The sequence below is a fragment of the Paenibacillus taichungensis genome, from assembly GCF_050994985.1.
Taxonomy (GTDB): Bacteria; Bacillota; Bacilli; order Paenibacillales; family Paenibacillaceae; genus Paenibacillus; species Paenibacillus taichungensis.
Map to the genome: position 1 here is coordinate 2,302,178 of NZ_CP194720.1, position 19,888 is coordinate 2,322,065.

Below are 19,888 nucleotides of genomic sequence, written 5' to 3' on the forward strand. Positions count from 1 at the left end.
GTCATCTTATACATTTGCTATTGACTTTACAATATCCTAAACAAAGTGAGGTGTAATTACAGCATGTATCACAATCCAATTATATGGGCTGATTACCCGGATCTTGATGTCATTCGCGTAGAAGATACCTATTACATGGTCAGTACAACAATGCACATGATGCCGGGTTGCGTCATCCTGCGTTCGTACGATCTGATTCATTGGGAAGTGGCAACCTATGTATATGACAGACTGGATGACACCCCAGCCCAAAGACTGGAAGATGGCAAGCACATCTATGGTAAAGGCATGTGGGCAGCTTCACTTCGGTATCATCAAGGAACGTTCTACGTGATCTTTGTAGCCAATGATACGCGTAAAACGTATTTATACACGTCCGCATCCATTTCGGGACCATGGGACAAACGCATCGTAGAGGGCTTTTATCATGATTGCTCCCTTTTCTTTGACGATGATGATCGGGCATATTTGGTACATGGCAATGCCGAGATTCATTTGGTAGAGTTAAAAGCTGATTTATCAGGACCCAAACCGGGGGGGACACAGCGTTTAATCGTGAAGGAGCGGGATCCTTACCATCTTGGTTACGAAGGTGCCCATTTCTACAAGGTTAATGGGAAGTATTATGTGTTCTTGATTCATATTTCCAAAGAGGTGGGACGAAGAACCCAGGCTTACTACATGGCAGATACGCTAAATGGTGAATTTATCGGTGGGGAAGTATTTAATGATGATATGGGATATTTCAATTCAGGTGTTGCTCAAGGCGGTATAGTCGATACCCCCGGTGGGGATTGGTACGCTGTGCTATTTCAGGATCATGGTGCAGTAGGGCGTATTCCTGTAATCGTTCCCATGAATTTTGAAGACGGAATTCCCGTTTTTGCAAGCAATGCACCAAGAGCAATAGATATTCCTAGCACAAGACCAGATTATAGTTACAGCCCGCTGGTGGGTAGTGACGATTTTGAGTATCATATCGGCGGGGACAGCAGAGCTCGCCTTCGTGATTTTTGGCAATGGAACCACACGCCCCATGATGAGCAGTGGTCCGTAACCGAGAAGCCTGGAGTGTACCGGATTCGGACCGGCCAGCTTAGCCCGAACCTTATTTATGCGGTGAACACATTGACCCAGCGTGCGATGGGGCCCGCTTGTAAGGTAAACGTCACCCTGGACGGCAGCGGTTTAAACGATGGTGATTATGCAGGGCTATGTTTCCTAATAGGCACATATGGCCTGATCGCGCTAACGAGAGAGCAGGGAGAGTTCTACCTTGTCATGCAGGCGAGGGAAAGTCAGGATTCCAGCATATTCGGCAATTTGATCGATGAGGAGCCTGCGACGGAGCATGCGCGGATTCGCGTAACCGGACCAGTCGTTACACTCCAGGCATCAGGCCATTTCGTGAACAATCAGGATGAGTGTTCTTTTGCCTATCTCGATGGCACGGAGTGGAAGCCACTCGGCATTTCTCACAAGATGTTCTACAAACTGGATCATTTCATGGGCTGTCGGATTGGCTTATTCTTGTATTCAACACAGGTCAAAGGAGGAACGGCTGATTTTTCGAATTTCAAATACGATATGATCTAGTCAGCTTACACACGATGGTTATGGATAAAGTCGCCTGATGGCGGCTTTTTGTACTCATACCGCCCAAGTTTGTTATACAATGATAGGATTCGGGATGATCTAACAAAATGGTGAACTCATTCCAATAGAACTGGGGGCATGTCGACGTGAATAAGAGATGGATGTACAGTTCAAGATGGACCTTAATTCTCCTCCTTTTGGTGTCCATACCTGCAGGCCTTTCGCAAGGAAATACAGAGCAACAACAGACTGTACCTGCGGGGCAGCAGGGGCAGAATCCTGGAGAAGATGGGAAATACGTACCACCTATAAAAGTCACTTTTGTCATGGAAACCGGGGAGGATCTGCTGCAAATGATCGATCAGTTACCAGGTGAAAGTTTAGAGGATAATCGCTGGACCCAATTGTATGAAGAAGAATTGGGCATTCAGATTCACTATGACTGGATCGCAAGGGGTGACGTATATAATCAGAAGCTGGGGGTGTCCCTCGCAGCAGGCCGTTTTCCGGATGTAGTCAAAGTAAATCCATATCAACTCAGACAATTAAGCAATGCGGGATTGATTGAAGACCTGACAGAAGTGTATCAGACGCAAGCCTCTCCGCTTACGAAAAAAATTTTGGAGGCTGAGGGAAGAGGTGCGTTCGATGCGGCCACAATTGACGGCAGACTGATGGCGATCCCGGAATCGTCTTCTGCCATCGAAACAGCACAATATCTGTGGATCAGAAGTGATTGGCTGGAAAAAATGGACCTGCTGCCACCTGAAACGATGGAAGATGTACTGCAAATATCTAAAGCGTTTACAGAAGGAGATCCCGATGGAAATGGGGAGCAGGACACCTATGGACTTGCAATGACGAGTTATTTGTGGGACCCCGTTATGGGTGTATCTGGATTCATGGCCGGCTACGGAGCTCACCCGAATATATGGATCAAGGATAAGGAGGGCAATCTGGCTTACGGTGGCATACAACCGGAGGTAAGAAAAGCACTGAAGGTGCTGCAGACCTTATACCTTGAAGGCCAGCTTGATCCCGAATTTGCTTACAAAAACGGAAGTAAGGAGTATCGCCTGATTCAGGACGGTAAAATAGGCATGCTCTATGGTGAACAGTGGACCCCCTTCATGCTTCAGACCACGCGCGACACGGACCCTAATGCGGAATGGCAAGCTTATCCCCTTGTGGCTGAGTCTGGAAGAGGCATATTGGTCCCGCTCCGTTCCAATACAGGACAATACTTCGCGGTAAAGAAAGGATTTGCACATCCTGAGGTCGTCGTAAAGCTCATGAATCTGCATTTGGATAAAAACTGGGGTGAGCAAGCCGAGTATGAAACGTACTACAATGACGATTCACGCGCCGTGTGGATGCTTTCGCCGGTAACCCCTTTTCCAGGAATGAAAAACATGGATGCTTACAGAGATATTCGTGATGCCAGAAAGAGAGGGGATTTCTCAAGCCTGGAGAACGAAGCCCTTGCGATCCACAAACGAATTGTTGCTTATGAATCAGAGGGCTTAAAAAGTGGATGGGGTTGGAAACAGACCTATGGATCCTTGGGAGCCTTTAGTATTGCCGATGCCTATGACCGGAATGGACAACTTCTATATGACGAGTATACCGGCGGAATAACCGAAACTATGGTTGATCGACAACTTATTCTTCGAGACCTTCAACTTGAAGCATACATGAATATCATTCTTGGTTCACCCATCGAAGAATTCGATCAGTTCGTGAACGATTGGTACAAGCTGGGGGGGGAAGAAATTACATCGGAGGTGAATGCGTGGTTCAGAGTCAATGTTGCAAGGAATCATCCAGCATCTGCCTCCTAGAATTAACCCGGGATCCTATTTCAGCCAGGTGCATAGGAGGTGAACGGATTGTTGAGAATTCCTGCCCAATCGTGGTTTAACAGCATATTTGCAAGATTAATCATGACCTATCTGGTTTTTGTGATTCCTCTGATCCTTCTGGGAGTTTATTTGTATCATTGGAGTTACGATACGGCAAGCGAGGAAATATCCCTGTCGACGGATCGGCGCCTGAACCAATTTGCCATGGAGCTGAACAGGGAGATTGAATGGTTGGAGCTTCAGCAGTTTGATATCGCTGAGGACCGCAAACTGAACCGGATTGCCATCCTCTGGAACATGATGGACCAAGTGGAAAGACGTGAAACGTTGAATTATTTATCTGAGCGACTGGCCTCATTCAAGAACAGCAGTGCTTACATCAAGAACGTTTACGTACATATCCCTGCAGTCAACAAGAGCATATCGGCAGTGCAAGGCATGGATGACTTCGATCATGATTCCTTTAGTTACTTTAGCTCAAATCTTGAAGGGAAAGGCGTTCGCTTTACTGTAAAAAGTGACAATCTGAACCTTAGCGCTGTTCGGCTACCAGGCAAGCGAGGAGATGCCCCCCTGTTTGTTGTCCAAGTGGAACTGGATACCGCCAAATTTCAAAATGAATTGTCACAACTTAATCTGTATCCCGAGAGTGCAACATTGCTGATCGAGAATCAAACAGGGCATGCCATCTCAGATCAGCAGCAGCGTGATGTCATTCTGTCCAGTCACCGTAAATATAGTCTTACAAATCAGCATGACAATTTTCAGGTGAACGTGGAGGGAACCTTGTATCATGTGAATCAGCTTCATATGAATACCTTGGGCTTGTCCGTAGCCACTTATTTGCCGGAGAAAATCGTAACCAAACCCCTTAGTAAATTTGTTCAGTGGGCCTGGATCTTTGCTATCACTTCATTCATCGCCATTGCAGCGTATCTGTATTCCAGTTACAAGCTGATCCATATTCCGCTGCTGCTGCTTGTCAAAAGATTCAAGAAAATGGAGGGAGGCGTGTTGGATATTCCGATCAACCATCATCGTAAAGACGAATTCGGTTTTCTCTACAGTCGTTTCAATCATATGATTGAAAATCTTCAGCAGTTGATTGACCGTGATTTCAAAAAGACAATGATGATGCAGCGGGCCGAATTGAGACAGCTTCAATCCCAGATTAATCCGCATTTTCTGTACAATAGCTTCTTCATTCTGAACTCGCTCGCCAGAACAGGAGACACGGAGCGAATTGAACAATTCACAAATATGCTTGGCGTATATTTTCGCTTCATCACCAGAAACGAAACAGATCAAGTGACTTTGAAGGAGGAAGTGGAACATTCACGAATCTATACGGAAATTCAGCAATTAAGATTCTCCAGACGAATCAAGGTGGACTTTGGGCAAGTCCCCCCTGGAATGGATCAGATTCAGGTGCCCAGGCTTATTATTCAGCCGATTATCGAGAATGCTTATGAGCATAGTCTTGAAAAAAACACGAGTATGGGTTTCTTGCGCGTACAATTCCGCATGGAAGCAAACTATGTCGAATTCATCGTGGAAGACAACGGTATGGATCTGCAGATGGAAGACATTGAGCGTCTCAAAGAACGCCTGCACAATGAAACAGGCACAGATGAAATGACAGGATTAATGAATATTCACAGACGTCTCATATTGACCTACGGGGAAGGAAGTGGCCTTTTTCTCTCCCGGAGTGAGCTGCAGGGATTGAAAGTCGCGGTACGAATTCATCAGAAGGAAGGGGATCAGATAACGAATGTATAGACTTCTGATCGTGGATGACGAGGAGATTATAACGGATAGTCTGTATGAGACGTTCGCCAGACATATGCCTGACAAACTTGACGTGTGTAAAGCCTACTCTGCTGCGGAGGCATTGACCTGGATGCGACGCTCGAGGATTGACATTGTGCTGACAGACATCCGCATGCCGGGAATAAGCGGACTGGAACTAACTGAGGAAATTCAGACCCGATGGCCACATTGTCGTGTTATTTTTCTGACAGGACACAGCGATTTTGAGTATGCGTACAAGGCTTTTCAAATGACCAATGTGCGTTATTTACTCAAAACAGAGGGCTATGACAAAGTAATGACTGTCGTCGATCAGGTGATGGAAGAGATTCGGCAAAGTTACAGCATGAATGAAGTACTGGAACAATCGCTTGAGATTACCTCAAGATTGGCAGCGTTGCAACAGGAGGAATATGTGCGTAAGCTTCTTCAGAAATGTACACCGACCGATTCCTTGCATGAGATACAAGCTGAACTCACCCGAAGAAACATCGGATTACAAGTAGAATCCCCGGTGTATCTGGTGCTTGGTCGATTCAACAAGCCGCCCGGAGAGCATGCTGATCTGGAACACGTTCAAGCATCGGTACGAGTTATCGGATCTTCTTTTATTCGTGAACATGCGGTAAATACAAGTGTAACGGATCATTATGGTGATGCAGTCTGGCTGCTTCAACCCAAGAGGGAAAATGCTAGCCCAGACGATCACTTTGTCACATATGTCGAGGGCACATTGGAACTTGTTCAGGAAGCTTGCCAGTCTTCGTTAGGCTTATCCATTGCTTTTACTTTAAGTGGACAGGGCTATCAATGGTCCCAAATTCCAAGCCAATATGAACGTCTGCGGTTACTACAGTGGATGAAGATTGGAGACGGGGTATCCATGGTGTTAACGGATAAAACAGAAGAACCTGCTATGGGTACTTCCAAGGAGTCCGTGCGCATTTCAAATCGGATTGAGTTGATGTCCGGTTATTTGGAAACCGGAAGATTCCAGTCTTTTTATGATGTTTTTGAAGAGCTGGCAAATGAACTGCTGCAACAGGACGTGATTATGGAACGTGCGATGGAAACGTACTATCATCTGGCACTGATGCTGTATTCGACATTCAATCGTTGGGGGCACCAAATCCCTGATCGGCGAAGCCTGCTTCATCTCGGAGATTATCGCAGTATGAAGGATGCCGTGTATCACCTGTATCGCGCAGCAGATGAGCTGGTGCACTTTAAGCAATCGAACGAAGAGGAACGAGCTAACCTGGTGACCCAGACGATATGCAGCTATATTAAGAATAACCTTGAAAAGGATCTATCCCTGGTCCGACTGGCTGAATTGAATCATTTCAACCCGTCCTATCTATCCCGTTTCTTTAAGCAGGAAACCGGAATCAACTTGTCCGAGTTTATTGACGATTGCCGAATTCGGAGAGCCAAGGAACTGCTAGGCAATACGGATCTTATGGTGCGTGAGGTAGCACTGCAAGTCGGTTATGAGGCAGCTCATTCGTTTACCCGACTATTTAAGAAGCTGACGGGCATGACACCTCAAGAATACCGTGAATCCACACTAGTGAGTTAGACCCGTCAGACTTTCCTCCAGTTTAATAAGCCAGGTAAGTAACCGCTTGGCATAATAGCCTTCATTACATTTCAAAGGAAGCGGACACAAAAAAACGCAGGCAACAGCTCCTGCGTTTTTTGCGCTTTTTAATGGGAGATTTGAATGGTTTGGTGCACAGGAGAGGAAATCCTCACGGACTAAGCGGTATGAGTTTTCTGTCTTCGATATGCATTGGGGCTCGATCCGGTATACGATTTGAATTTTTTGTAAAACCAATCAATATCTTTGTAACCAACCTCTACGGCTATTTCGTATATTCGCAGATTGGTAGATGACAGAAGCTGCTTGGCCTTTTCCATTCGCTGTTGCAGCATGTAATCAGTAAAAGACATTTTTTCTTCCAATCTAAACTTTTGTCCGAGGTATGCACAATTAAAATGGAGCATATCTGAGATTTTCTTGAGTGTAATTTCGTCGCCAAGATGATCACGTACATAAGCTTTGATAATACGGATCACATGGTTTGACTCCAGCGCTTTGCCGTTGAGATGAATGGGCGGTTTGACGGGCGGGCTTTTTTTTACAGGTTCGGGTTCCAGACAAGTCCTGAGTCTATGCAAACTGTGAAGCAAAGCCGAGGAACTGACCGGACATGGCAAATAATCATTCACTTGATACGTTAATGCCTTCCGCACAAGTCTGAAGTGATCTCTTCCGCCGAGCAGTAGGATCGGAACATTACTTTTTTTTCGAATGTAATGACACAGCCATAGCCCTGCCGTATCACACTGCTCCGTATGTACAACAACGACTGAAAAATGTTGTTCAGATAACGCGGTCAGGGCCGCGGAGGAAGAGAAAACACAATCCCCAATGACATATTCCGATTTGTTATGGCTCAGCAGGTGTCGAAACTCTCTGCACAACCGGCGGCTATAATCCACAAGCAACATATTGTACACGAAACATGACCTCACCTTCTTATGAACTCTTCAATCCAAAGTCATTTTAAAATAAGGATTAATTCCATTATGAGAATAAAAGAAAGCGCATACAATGTGCATTTCTTGCAGAAAGTTCATTTCTTTACCAATTGAAAGGGAATATTCCCATGTTCACTGAAAAGCACGTCAATCTATAATCAGTCGGGGTAAATATCTGTATTTTAGCGGGTTGTTTGCGCTTTCATATGAGAGATACACTGTGGGAGCAAACGACACATTCAGGGGGGAAGACGATGAGAAAAAACAAGTTTATGCTACTGAACCTGGTATTTGCGGTCATGCTGGTCATTGCTGCATGCAGTTCTACGCCGACCGCACAACCTGAACCGGAGAAATCGGCATCTCAGGAGGAACAAAAACCTGTGGAGACTGAGCCCGAGAATGAAAACTCCACGCCGGAGATGGATTTCGATATGGGTGGCCGAACCATTAAAGTGGTCGCATGGTGGGATATGGAGATTCAGGACAACAATCCGGACAATATTCAGCGCCTCGAAAATCTAGAAGCACTGAAGAAAAAACACAACTTTAATATCGAATATGTTTCCATCGATTTTGGTGAGTATCAGGAGAAAGTGGTGGCTTCACTGATGGCAGGAGAACCGCTTGGCGATTTTGTGAGACTGGGCAAAGACTACGCCATTCCAGCATTGACCAAACAGGATTTGTTATGGCCAGTGGATGATTATATCAAGAACGACAAGGTATTCAATCAGAAAACGACCAAAGAATACATGCAATATGAAGGCAAAGGTTACGGGTTTACGGAGGATCAGTCTTCTTTTATCAACGGGATTTTCTACAACCGGACGCTTATGCAGGAACTTGGTCTGAAGCCGCTGCAGGAATATGTGGATGCTGATGAATGGAACTGGGATACGTTCCTCAGCGTGGCGAAGCAAGCGAACAAGGATCGAAACAACGATGGCAAATTGGACACGTGGGGACTGGCTCAAACGGGGCTGCTCGAACCGGTTCTGTATTCCAACGAAGCTTCTCTGACCAAAGAGGATAAGCAGAACCTGGAAGATCCAAAGACCAAAGAAGCGCTGAATTTCTTGTCCAAACTGGCAACGGAGAAGGTCGGCAGAGCAACAGAAGGTGGCGATTGGACAGAACCATCTACCTTCTTCCGTCAAGGCAATACCTTGATGTATGCAGGTGCCATGTATGAAGTCGAAGGTATTATGACAGATATGAAGGATTATGATATTGGATTTGTACCGTTTCCCAAAGGGCCAAGTGCATCAGCGTACCACTCCGGTGAATCTCGCTATCAAGCGATCACAATCCCTAAAGCGGTTGAGAATCCAGAACAGCTTATGTACATCTGGGAGAAAATCAATGAGATCGATTCGATCTACGAGTATCCCGGCCAATCCACGCTGGAGACACATCTGACAGATGAAGCGGACATCAATAATGCCAGAGAGGTTGCAGAGGGCATGCTGGTACTCGACCATAACACCTTTCCTTCCTTACCTTTCTGGGATTTTGATGCGGAGCTCAAAGAAGGTATATCCGTATCTACGCTGATTGAGAAATACAAGTCTCCTTTCCAGGCAGCGATTGATGAGGTCTACAAAAAATAAGTATCACTGTACGCGGGCAGAGCATACCAGTGACGGTGTGATCTGTCCGGGTTAGACAACCGTTTAATGGTCGCTACGCTTACAGGAAAGGGGATACATTCGAACATGCGGTCAAGTAAGAAAAAGGGACTGATCCTGGTACTTGTCCTGGCCTTGGTGTTCTCGATCTGGACGATCTTTCCGTCACGGGATAAAAGCCCAGGAACGGTACATGCACTTGAAGATTTTGAAGCGGTCGCCAATACAGACGACGAAAGCAGCTATGAACATTATCTGAAAGTTCATGCGAGCAGCGCCAAACCGGACAATATCGTACGGATTGAAGGTGAGTCTTATGTTCAGGCAGAGGGTGGAACGTTCGAGGTAGTACAGGGATATGCCGGATTGGACGGCAGTGCAGTCATTACACCGGAAACCGGTACCATTCGCTGGGATGTTCCCATTAAAGTGAGTGGTTTGTACCATGCACGGATTCACTATTATCCCGTTGAGGGCAAAAGTTCCGGTATCGAACGCAGGCTGGAGCTAAACGGGCAGGTTCCGTTCAGGGGTGCTGACGTCTTGCTGTTTGACAGGGTATGGGGCAATAGCGAAGAAGACGTTCGCCGGGACGATCGAGGGAATGATCTTAGGCCGAGGCAAGTTGAACAACCGGAATGGCAGTACGCTTCCTTCAGGGACAGCGCAGGTTACTTTGAGGAACCGTTCCAGTTTTATTTTGAAAAGGGTACACAGCAGTTATCGCTCAGCTCGCTAAGGGAGAGCATGGCGATCGATTATATCGAGCTGTATCAGGAGGAGGATGTTCCGTCCTATGCAGATTTGCGGGCGAGTTATGAAACGCGTAGCTTGAAACCGGCCGGTCCTGTCATGCTGAAGGTGCAGGCAGAACATGCGGTAAGCAAATCTTCACCAACGCTGGCACCGATCTCGGATCGCTCCAGCCCTTCGCTGGAGCCGTATGACGTATCCAAAATTCGCATCAACGCCATCGGCGGCATCAACTGGAAGCTGCCCGGTGAATGGATTGAGTGGGAGATCGACGTGCCTGAAGATGGATTGTATCAAATTGCGTTGAAGGTGAAACAGGATCAACTTCGTGGCATTTATGCGACCCGCAGTCTGACCATTGACGGGAAAGTGCCGTTCAAGGAAATGAAACGCATTCGTTTTAACTATAGTCCCTCCTGGCAAACACAGGTATTGGGAGCTGGAGAAGATCGGCCTTACCAGTTCCATCTCGAAAAAGGGAAACACCGAATACGGATGACGGTCACGCTGGGTGACATCGCTCCGCTACTTCGAACGGTGGAATCCAGCGTGTTGGAACTGAACGAGATGTACCGCAAAATATTGATGATCACCTCGAATCAACCCGATCCGCTGAGGGATTACCAGCTTGAACGGCGTATTCCGGAGATGACGGAGGTGTTTGAACGGCAGGCGGTAACGCTCAGCTCTGTAGCGGCGTACCTGGAGCAAGCCACAGGTGAGCAGAGCGATAAAGTCGCGATTCTAAATGCTATGGTGGTCCAGCTTAAGGATATGACTGCCAGACCGGAGACGGTACCGAAACGGCTGGACACGTTTAAGATTAACGTGGGTGGTCTCGGTACCTGGATTCTGACCGTGCGGGAGCAGCCTATTACGATGGATTATCTTGTTGTAAGCCCGCCAGGCGAGTCATTGCCTAAAGCAGAGGCAACAGCCATTCAGCAAGCAAAACATGAACTGGGTGCCTATGTGGCTTCCTATACGGAAGATTACGACAGTATCGGCAACGTGGAGCAAAAGAAAGACGCAATTACCGTATGGATTACGACTGGACGAGATCAGGCCCAGGTGCTCAAGGGTTTGATCGACGATTCGTTTACCCCGGATACCGATGTCTCGGTACAATTGCGTCTTGTTCCGCCCAACATTCTGCTGCCAGCAACACTTTCGGGGGAAGGACCGGACGTGGCCATGCAGATGGGCGAGGACATTCCCGTGAACTATGCGATGAGAAATGCAGCAGCGGATCTGAGCAAGTTCCCGGACTTCGAAGAGATTTCCGGACGTTTCCGTGAAAGCGGACTGACGCCTTACCGTTACAATGACGGGGTCTACGCGCTGCCGGAGCAGCAGCACTTCCCGATGCTTTTTTACCGTAAAGATATCCTGAATGAGCTGGGCCTTGAACCGCCGAAGACATGGCAGGACGTCTATAATGCCATCGCAGTGCTGCAAAAACACAATATGGAGTTTTATCTACCCATCGAGGATACGCTGAACAATGCAAACCTTGTACCGAACTCCACTTTTGCCATGCTGTTATATCAAAATGATGGCACCTTCTATACGGAAGATCAGAAGAAGAGTGCACTGGATTCGGAAATTTCAATGGATGCTTTCAAACGCTGGACCCAATTCTATACCAATTACAAATTTCCGCTCAAGGCCGACTTTCCAAACCGATTCCGTACTGGGGAAATGCCGATTGGCATCGCCGATTATACCACGTACAACATGCTGACAGTCATGGCTCCGGAAATTCGTAACCTCTGGGATTTTACCATTGTTCCGGGTACTGAGCTTCCGGACGGTTCCATAAGGCATGAGGTAGCCAGTGCGACTAGCGCCGTGATGATGCTCGAAAATGCAGCCAACAAGGAAGCCGCCTGGGAATTCATGAAATGGTGGACCGATGAGCAGACGCAGATTGAATACGGAAGAGAAATGGAAGGTCTCATGGGAGCAGCTGCTCGTTACCCAACGGCCAACATCAAGGCGCTGCAGCAGTTACCTTGGCCCGTGAAAGATTATCAGAATTTGGAGAAACAATGGGAATGGGTACAAGGTATCCCGCAGCTTCCGGGAGGTTATTTTACAGGACGACATCTGGATAATGCGTTCCGCAAGGTCGTTAACGCGAGCGAAAACCCCCGTGAGGCCCTGGCGGATTATGTCCTGTATATCGATGATGAAATCGAGTTAAAGCGCAAGGAATTCAATCTGAAGTAGAGGGAAGGGAGGGTAACGGTTGCAAGTAAAAACAACCAAGACAGCAGCCGCTCCTGCCGTCCATACGCGTCCGGTGGGCTGGTGGTCCCTTTTGAAGCGGGATCTGTATCTCAGCAGACACTATTACGTATTGATGGCACCGTTTATGTTGATCTTTTTCATGTTCACTGTCATTCCGGTCGGAATTTCGCTGGGCCTCAGCTTTTTCCACTTCAATATGCTGGAGCTGCCGCGTTTTATCGGTTGGCAGAACTATTCACGCCTGTTTCTAGGTGACGACGTCTTTTTGATTGCCATGAAAAATACGTTGTTATTCGCTGTTATTACTGGGCCTGTCAGTTACATTGCCTGTTTTTTGTTTGCATGGATCATTAATGAGCTGTCTCCCAAAGTCCGGGCGGTCATGACGTTGGTTTTCTACGCGCCGTCCATATCAGGCAACGTGTTCTTCATCTGGCTGATCATCTTCTCCGGTGACAGCTACGGGTACATGAATGGCTTCCTGATGCGCCTGGGCGTCATTCTGGAACCGATCCAATGGCTCGCAGATGAGAAATACGTGCTGGCCATCGTCATCATAGTTCAACTATGGCTCAGTCTCGGAACCAGCTTCCTGGCCTTTATCGCAGGTTTGCAGACGATTGACCGCTCGCTGGTGGAAGCCGGTACAGTGGATGGGATCAAAAATCGTTGGCAGGAGCTCTGGTATATTACCTTGCCATCGATGAGGCCCCAGCTCATGTTTGGTGCGGTCATGCAGATTACGGCTTCATTTGCTGTAGCAGAAATTTCGATTGCCCTGGCCGGTTTCCCAAGTGTTAACTATGCAGCGCATACGGTCGTTACCCACTTGATGGACTTCGGCACCATTCGCTTCGAGATGGGATATGCCTCTGCCATAGCAACGGTTCTGTTCGTTCTAATGCTTGGTACGAACGTCCTGACGCAAAAAATGCTGAGAAAGATAGGTGAATGACAATGACCAGCAAAGTACGTGCCGTGTTCGGCATGCCCAAAAGACTGAATCGGTCATTTACCGTCAGCCTCATGCTGTTTGCCCTGCTGGCCGTGTTTGGATCATTTATGGTGCTCCCGCTCATATATGCCGTTAACAACGCATTTAAACCACTGGATGAACTGTTTATTTTTCCGCCACGCTTCTGGGTGAACAACCCGACTACGGAAAATTTTGCGGATCTGATCAATCTGATGGGCAATTCGTGGGTCCCGTTATCCCGCTATATTGCCAATACGTTACTTATTACGATATTAGGAACGGCGGGACATATTCTTTTGGCCTCGGCAGCCGCTTATCCGCTGGCCAAATATCGTTTTCCCGGCTCAAAAGTATTGTTCACGATTGTGATCCTGTCCTTGATGTTCTCGCCGCATGTCACTGCCATCCCGAACTACATGGTTATGTCTTGGCTCGGCTGGATTAACAGTCATGCTTCGATTATTGTGCCATCCCTAGCGTTCTCTTTGGGACTGTTCCTGATGAAACAGTTCATGGAACAGATCCCGGATGCACTGCTGGAGGCAGCGAAGATTGATGGCGCGAATGAATACCGTATTTTCTGGAGTATTGTGATGCCTAATGTAAAGCCCGCTTGGCTTACTCTGATGATTTTGCAGTTTCCGGCCCTCTGGGGAACAGACGGTGGAAGTTTTATTTATAGTGAAAATCTCAAAACGCTGCATTACGCGCTAAGTCAGATTGTTCAAGGGGGGATCGCGAGAGCAGGTGTTGGTGCAGCGGTTGCACTGCTGCTGATGATCGTGCCGATAACCTTGTTTATCATCTCCCAGAGCAGTGTCATGCAGACTATGGCTACTTCGGGCATGAAAGAGTAGAAAGGAGGCAGCGAGGTGCGGAAAAGCACATGGAACAAGCAGGGCAGGATCATCTTGGGCATGGTCTGCCTCCTGTGGTTCGGCCAAGAGGCAGCACCCGCAAGTGCAGATGGCAAGCAGGATGCTTACCAGTATTCCTACTGGGGCGATTCCGTTCCGGCTCCGGCGGCGTACGAGGCGACGTCCATTATCACGGGCAGGAAACTGAACACCACTGCGTTCAAAGAACCGAGTGACATGCATGTCACAGCCGATCAGCGGGTGTTCGTATTGGATTCCGGCAATGGTCGCATCGTGGAGTTGGACCGCAATTTCAAGCTGGTGCGGACGTTTGATTCCTTTGAACGCGAGGGGAAGAAGGACCAATTCAAAAATCCGCAAGGGCTCTATGTCAGCGAAATGGGGGATATGCTCGTTGCAGATACCGACAATCACAGGGTCGTTCATCTGGATGATCAAGGCCGCTTGGTCAAGGTAGTGGCTGAACCGAAATCAGATCTGTTACAAACGGACTTTCAATTCAAGCCTGTGCGGGTTGTCATGGATAAGGGAGAACGGATTTACGTCATGGCGGAGGGTGTGTTTGACGGATTCATGGAGTTCAGTGTCGACGGCACATTCTCCTCCTTTATCGGAGCGAACAGGGTTCAGGTTGATCCGGTGGAGTATTTGTGGAAACAATTTGCCACGCGCGAGCAGCGCAGTCAGATGGTTATGTTCACGCCGACGGAATTCACCAACCTGGATATAGATGAAGAAGGGTTCATTTACGCCACGAGTAGTGATGGCGGCAAAGATCCAATCAAGAAATTGAATGCCCAGGGCTCCGATATTTTACGCAGACAAGGTTATCATTACCCCCAAGGCGATCTGATGTATACGAATGAAGCTGGGCCTTCACGCCTGATTGATGTAGATGTAGGAGACAGCGACATGTATTCCGTACTCGACTCCAGCAGAGGGCGAATTTTCACCTATAACGGCGACGGATATCTTCTACATATCTTTGGCGGTATTGGCAATCGGTTGGGCCAGTTTAATACACCAGTCGCGCTGGAACGTGTGGGAGACCGGATGCTTGTGTTGGATAAAGCGCTGGGTGAAATTACGATTTTCCAGACAACGGAGTACGGACGCACTGTGCACGAAGCAGTGCGCAGTTATTATAACGGCGACGAGGATCAATCCTCGATGTTGTTCGCCAAGGCCGCCGAGATGAACGCCAATCTGGAGTATGCTTATGCGGGTATTGGAAAATCGCTGCTTCGTCAGAAGGACTATGCCGAATCTGCGCAATATTTTAAACGGAGCATGGAGCGTCAGGGGTATTCGAAAGCTTTTCTTCTGTTCCGCAAAGAACTGATGCGCGAGCATTTCTCGTGGATAATGTCCGGTGTATTCCTGACTGTAGCTGCGTTTGTATCCGTCACTATCGTTCGCAGGCAGAAAAGGAGGGCAACAAATGCAAGGGCCAAGTAAACAATTTTACCAGTATCCGCTACATCTCATCTTTCACCCATTCGACGGATATTGGGAACTGAAATATGAACGCAATCAACGAACAACATTGCTGATTGCATGCATGATTATGCTGATGCTAATGATTTCCAAAATTTTGCATGTCCAGTACAGTGGCTTTCTCATTAATTTTAACAATCCCAAGTATCAGAACAGCCTGCTTGAAGTGTTGTATGTCATTATCCCAGTACTATTCTGGTGTGTGGCCAACTGGTCGTTAACGACCCTGATGGACGGAGAAGGCAAGTTTTCGGAGATTTTCATGTCGACGTGTTTTGCACTGGTGCCGCTGCTCCTGATTCATTTCCCGTGGATCTGGCTGAGTCTCGTCATTTCCGCGCAGGAAACAGCCTTCTATTATTTCTCCAATGCACTTGCTGTTGCTTGGACGGTATATCTGTTATTCGTGGGCAACATGACCGTTCATCAGTACACACCGGCTAAGACGGTACTTACAATGCTGCTTACCCTGGTAGCCATGGCTTTTATGGCCTTTCTGTGCCTGCTTTTCTTCAGTCTTGTACAACAGATCGTATCGTTTGTCGTAACCATCTATCAGGAAATCGTGCTTCGGGGCTAAGGAAGGAGGACATCCAGTGAAATATGCTATAGCAAAAAAAATAACCGGAATGCTGCTCATTGGCAGTCTGCTTCTAAGTGGTTGCCAGTTCCCGCCATCACCGCAAGCTCGTGAGGCAGCAGCTGTAGATCAGGCCGAACTTCCCTCCCTGCCTCCCGGAGAACAACTGAAATCTTCTTTCAGCGAACCTCGACTACAAGGCATGATTGGTATTGCTAGGAACGAAGCCTTGCAGTTGTTTATCGATGAAGAGACGGCAGAGATTGCTGTCCTGCATAGAGAGAGCGGACAAATCTGGCGCAGCAATCCAACAGATCGAGAGCAGGACGGGATTGCAGCCGGCATTAACAAAGATCTTCTGTCATCCCAAGCCAGACTTAGCTTTTTCAACAACCAGGGTCAGAGCAGTACGGTGAACTCTTATACGGATAGCATCGGTCATAAGCAGGTTAGCTATGAGACTATGCCAAGCGGGGTCCGGGTTCACTATCAGTTCGGAAGCGCCGAGCGCTCCATTGAAGATTTGCCGGTCAAAATCAGCAAGGAACGATTTGAGCAAAAGTTGTTAGCACAGCTCGACAAGGCAGGAGAACGCGCCTTGAAGATCGGGTATACCGAAGATAAAGATGAGGGTGTCTATGTTCGAATTGACAAGGCCCTGCAGGGACTCCAGTTGTCCCGTGCCCTGAAGGCATTTGACACGGCTGGTTATACGGAAGAAGACCTGGCACAGGATCATGCCGAACACGGGATTGATCAGGAGCGCAGTGGACCGCGGCTCTTCATGATGACTTTGGAATATGAATTGGATGGAGAGAATCTGCTGGTTCGTGTTCCTGCATCCGGCATTCATTTTCCAGAAGAGTATCCGATCAACACCATATCCGTGCTGGAATATTTCGGAGCCGGAGGGACGAAGGAAGAGGGCTCGATTTTTGTACCGGACGGCTCCGGAGCACTGATCCATTTTAACAATGGCAAGATTCAGTATCCCGGTTATCAACAAGATATTTACGGCCCGGACTTGACGATGAAGCTGCGGGAAGCTGGCTCGGCGGAAGCCAAAGCCCGATTGCCTGTTTTTGGACTGATCCGGAAAGAGGGTGCTTTCCTTGGCATTATCGAGGAAGGGGACGCTGTGGCAGTGGTGAATGCGGATATCAGCGGCAAGCTGAACAGCTACAACAACGTATATCCAAGCTTCTATGTCATGAATAAGAGCGATGTAACACTTCAAGCCAGTGACATGGTGCGAACACTACCCAAATTCCAGAAAAAACCGACAGCGTCAGACTTTGTTGTAAGATACGCTTTTGTCGGTGGGGAGAAGGCTTCCTACTCAGGGTTGGCCGAACTCTACCGGAATTATCTGTTACAGAGCGGCGGACTTCCCGAGCAGCAAGCGGGTAAAGAACAGGCGGGTATTCCATTTTATCTGAAATTGTTCGGCGGGATGACAACACGGCAACATATGCTGGGTATCCCTTATGATTCGACAGAGGCGCTTACGACCTTTGAGGAAGCCAAGCAGATTCTGTCTACATTGACGGAGAAAAATGTATCCAACATTCAGGTTCGCTACGCCGGATGGTTCAATGATGGACTGCATCACCGCCTGCCGGATTCCATATCGGTGGATGGAGCAATTGGTGGCCAAAAGGGATTGCGCAATTTTAGCGATTATACAAAGGAATTAGGCATTGGCTTTTATCCGGATGTAGCTTTGCTGAATGTGCAATCCAAGAAAGGATTCAAACCTTCCAGAGCGGCTTCTCGAACGTTAACCCAAGAACCGGCTGTGGTATATCCGATGAATCAGGCTTTGCAGCGACGGGACCGGGAACGGTCTCCATCCTATGTGCTTTCGCCCAACAAGCTGAATCAGGTGACGAAAGAGATGCTAGTTGAGATGAAGTCTATTCTAAAAGAGGAACAGTCTCAGTCGCTGAGCCTGAAAGATCTGGCTGAACAGCTGAACAGCGACATGAATCCGAAGAAGCTTCTGGATCGAACGGAAGCACTGGACGTTGTCATTAAAGCGCTGGAACAGATCAAACAACAGGCAGGTTCCGTTGTGGCCGAGGGTGGCAATGGCTACGCACTGCCTTATGTTACTGGGCTGACGGACGCGCCGATGAGCAGCAGCCAGTTCAAACTGGAGGATGAAGAGGTTCCGTTTTTCCAATTAGTCGTTCATGGGAATATCAGTTACACCGGCTCTCCATACAATCTCTCGACCTATACGAACCCGAGGCAGTATGTTCTAAAACTGATTGAATATGGAGCAAGTCCTTACTTCGCCTGGTTCAATGCACCCAACCACGTGGTCAAACAGACCGATTATGATGATCTGTACGCGGCAAACTACGAGCAGTGGGTGGATCTGGCTGCCGAGATGTACAACGAGGTGAATCAGACCAATCTTCCATTTGCCGGACGTTCCATGAAATCGCATGAATCATTGGCGGAAGGTGTGTATCGAACAACCTATGACGGTGGTGGCTTCGTGATTGTGAATTATAATGATTTTCCTATAGAGGTTGAGGGCCAAACCGTGAAAGCCCAAGGTTATGTGACTGGTGGTGAGCAGCTCTGAAGACACTCCTGAAATGGAAATGGGGAAGTCGTACGTATGCTCAGCAGAAAGCCATGTGGGGCGTTATCTACGTGCTTCCGTGGTTGATCGGATTTGTATTGTTTTTCTTCATCCCGTTGCTGGCTTCGCTGCGTTATAGCATGAGCACGATTCAGGCCAATGCGGAAGGCATTGCCATTCAATTCACTGGTGTTGCTAACTATATTCAGGCGCTTACCGTTAATACAAGTTTTAACCGTGCATTGATCGAGTCGATTACCGATGTGCTCGTCAATGTGCCTCTTATCGTCATATTCAGCCTGTTTCTCGCCGTCATCCTGAACCAGAAGTTCAGAGGCAGAGCCATAGCACGCTCCATTTTCTTCTTGCCCGTTATTTTGGCTTCCGGTGTCATCATGTCGCTGGAGAGCACCAGCTTGATTGATGCGGTTAACCAGAACAGTACTGGAGGAAGCGCACTAGGTACATTTGAACTCGAAAATCTGATGTTGGATGCCGGGGTGAGCGAATGGATCGTAACGTATTTGAGTAATGCCGTTGATCGGATCTATCAGATTGTCAGCCAGTCGGGCGTGCAGATTTTGATCTTTTTGGCTGGCATTCAGACCATTTCGCCTCAGCTCTATGAGGCATCCAAAATGGAGGGTGCTACTGGGTACGAAGCATTCTGGAAGATTACATTTCCGATGGTCAGTCCGCTGATCTTTGTCAATGCGATCTACACCATTATCGACTCGTTTGCCAATAACGCCATGACTGAACTGATACGGGATACCGGATTCGTGAAATTTGACTTTGGTCTCAGCTCGGCGATGGCATGGGTGTATTTTCTGGCGATTGCCATCATTCTTGTCATTGTATCCATGATTTTCTCGAAACGAGTCTTCTATCAAGATTAGAAAGGAGGACG

13 protein-coding genes are annotated in these 19,888 nt (G+C 47.8%); 12 read left to right on the forward strand and 1 reads right to left on the reverse strand.

Features of this window, described 5'->3' with window-relative positions:
* The first annotated feature begins 63 nt into the window (after positions 1–63).
* The 4 genes from ACR1R9_RS10500 to ACR1R9_RS10515 all read left to right on the forward strand — a co-directional run bounded on the left by ACR1R9_RS10500 (position 64) and on the right by ACR1R9_RS10515 (position 6,849).
* The gene (locus ACR1R9_RS10500; protein WP_433921121.1) at positions 64–1,596 is read left to right on the forward strand and encodes a glycoside hydrolase family 43 protein; all 1,533 of its coding nucleotides are present in this window, start codon (positions 64–66) and stop codon (positions 1,594–1,596) included.
* A gap of 161 nt (positions 1,597–1,757) precedes the next feature.
* Positions 1,758–3,437 (forward strand): extracellular solute-binding protein, encoded by a 1,680-nt coding sequence (locus tag ACR1R9_RS10505; protein WP_175380690.1) that lies wholly within the window; start codon positions 1,758–1,760, stop codon positions 3,435–3,437.
* A gap of 39 nt (positions 3,438–3,476) precedes the next feature.
* Positions 3,477–5,240 (forward strand): sensor histidine kinase, encoded by a 1,764-nt coding sequence (locus ACR1R9_RS10510; protein WP_433956438.1) that lies wholly within the window; start codon positions 3,477–3,479, stop codon positions 5,238–5,240.
* Complete coding sequence (locus tag ACR1R9_RS10515; protein ID WP_076288852.1) at positions 5,233–6,849, forward strand: response regulator; 1,617 nt, start codon at positions 5,233–5,235, stop codon at positions 6,847–6,849. The genes ACR1R9_RS10510 and ACR1R9_RS10515 overlap by 8 nt, the downstream gene beginning before the upstream one ends.
* A 179-nt stretch (positions 6,850–7,028) precedes the next feature.
* On the opposite strand, the gene ACR1R9_RS10520 is transcribed toward ACR1R9_RS10515, so the two are convergent.
* Positions 7,029–7,784 (reverse strand): helix-turn-helix domain-containing protein, encoded by a 756-nt coding sequence (locus ACR1R9_RS10520; protein ID WP_125477352.1) that lies wholly within the window; start codon positions 7,782–7,784, stop codon positions 7,029–7,031.
* Between the two features lie 284 nt (positions 7,785–8,068).
* On the opposite strand from ACR1R9_RS10520, the gene ACR1R9_RS10525 reads away from it, so the two are divergent.
* From ACR1R9_RS10525 to ACR1R9_RS10560, 8 genes are all read left to right on the forward strand, one after another.
* The gene (locus tag ACR1R9_RS10525) at positions 8,069–9,427 is read left to right on the forward strand and encodes an extracellular solute-binding protein (protein WP_433921119.1); all 1,359 of its coding nucleotides are present in this window, start codon (positions 8,069–8,071) and stop codon (positions 9,425–9,427) included.
* Positions 9,428–9,532: 105 nt separating this feature from the next.
* Positions 9,533–12,430 carry an extracellular solute-binding protein gene (locus ACR1R9_RS10530; protein ID WP_433921118.1) on the forward strand — a complete coding sequence of 966 codons (2,898 nt, stop codon included), beginning with the start codon at positions 9,533–9,535 and terminating at the stop codon, positions 12,428–12,430.
* A gap of 73 nt (positions 12,431–12,503) precedes the next feature.
* Positions 12,504–13,406, forward strand: coding sequence for a carbohydrate ABC transporter permease (locus ACR1R9_RS10535; RefSeq protein ID WP_256716794.1), 903 nt, complete (start codon positions 12,504–12,506; stop codon positions 13,404–13,406).
* Positions 13,407–13,408: 2 nt separating this feature from the next.
* Positions 13,409–14,284 carry a carbohydrate ABC transporter permease gene (locus ACR1R9_RS10540; RefSeq protein WP_076288847.1) on the forward strand — a complete coding sequence of 292 codons (876 nt, stop codon included), beginning with the start codon at positions 13,409–13,411 and terminating at the stop codon, positions 14,282–14,284.
* A 15-nt stretch (positions 14,285–14,299) separates the two neighbouring features.
* On the forward strand, positions 14,300–15,763 hold the full coding sequence (locus ACR1R9_RS10545; RefSeq protein WP_433921117.1) for a hypothetical protein: 1,464 nt from the start codon (positions 14,300–14,302) through the stop codon (positions 15,761–15,763).
* Positions 15,747–16,382 (forward strand): Yip1 family protein, encoded by a 636-nt coding sequence (locus ACR1R9_RS10550; protein WP_326067418.1) that lies wholly within the window; start codon positions 15,747–15,749, stop codon positions 16,380–16,382. The genes ACR1R9_RS10545 and ACR1R9_RS10550 overlap by 17 nt, the downstream gene beginning before the upstream one ends.
* A gap of 16 nt (positions 16,383–16,398) precedes the next feature.
* The gene (locus tag ACR1R9_RS10555; protein WP_326067419.1) at positions 16,399–18,978 is read left to right on the forward strand and encodes a DUF5696 domain-containing protein; all 2,580 of its coding nucleotides are present in this window, start codon (positions 16,399–16,401) and stop codon (positions 18,976–18,978) included.
* A gap of 53 nt (positions 18,979–19,031) precedes the next feature.
* A complete protein-coding gene (locus tag ACR1R9_RS10560) occupies positions 19,032–19,877 on the forward strand; it encodes a carbohydrate ABC transporter permease (protein WP_175380679.1) in 846 nt (281 codons plus the stop codon).
* Positions 19,878–19,888: the final 11 nt, after the last annotated feature.

Bases quoted from the DNA above. Each gene is read 5' to 3' on its own strand.
- ACR1R9_RS10540 (WP_076288847.1), top strand. From the start codon at position 13,409: ATGACCAGCAAAGTACGTGCCGTGTTCGGCATGCCCAAAAGACTGAAT.
- ACR1R9_RS10560 (WP_175380679.1), top strand. From the start codon at position 19,032: ATGTGGGGCGTTATCTACGTGCTTCCGTGGTTGATCGGATTTGTATTG.
- ACR1R9_RS10550 (WP_326067418.1), top strand. From the start codon at position 15,747: ATGCAAGGGCCAAGTAAACAATTTTACCAGTATCCGCTACATCTCATC.
- ACR1R9_RS10500 (WP_433921121.1), top strand. From the start codon at position 64: ATGTATCACAATCCAATTATATGGGCTGATTACCCGGATCTTGATGTC.
- ACR1R9_RS10515 (WP_076288852.1), top strand. From the start codon at position 5,233: ATGTATAGACTTCTGATCGTGGATGACGAGGAGATTATAACGGATAGT.
- ACR1R9_RS10525 (WP_433921119.1), top strand. From the start codon at position 8,069: ATGAGAAAAAACAAGTTTATGCTACTGAACCTGGTATTTGCGGTCATG.
- ACR1R9_RS10520 (WP_125477352.1), bottom strand. From the start codon at position 7,784: ATGTTGCTTGTGGATTATAGCCGCCGGTTGTGCAGAGAGTTTCGACAC.
- ACR1R9_RS10530 (WP_433921118.1), top strand. From the start codon at position 9,533: ATGCGGTCAAGTAAGAAAAAGGGACTGATCCTGGTACTTGTCCTGGCC.
- ACR1R9_RS10505 (WP_175380690.1), top strand. From the start codon at position 1,758: ATGTACAGTTCAAGATGGACCTTAATTCTCCTCCTTTTGGTGTCCATA.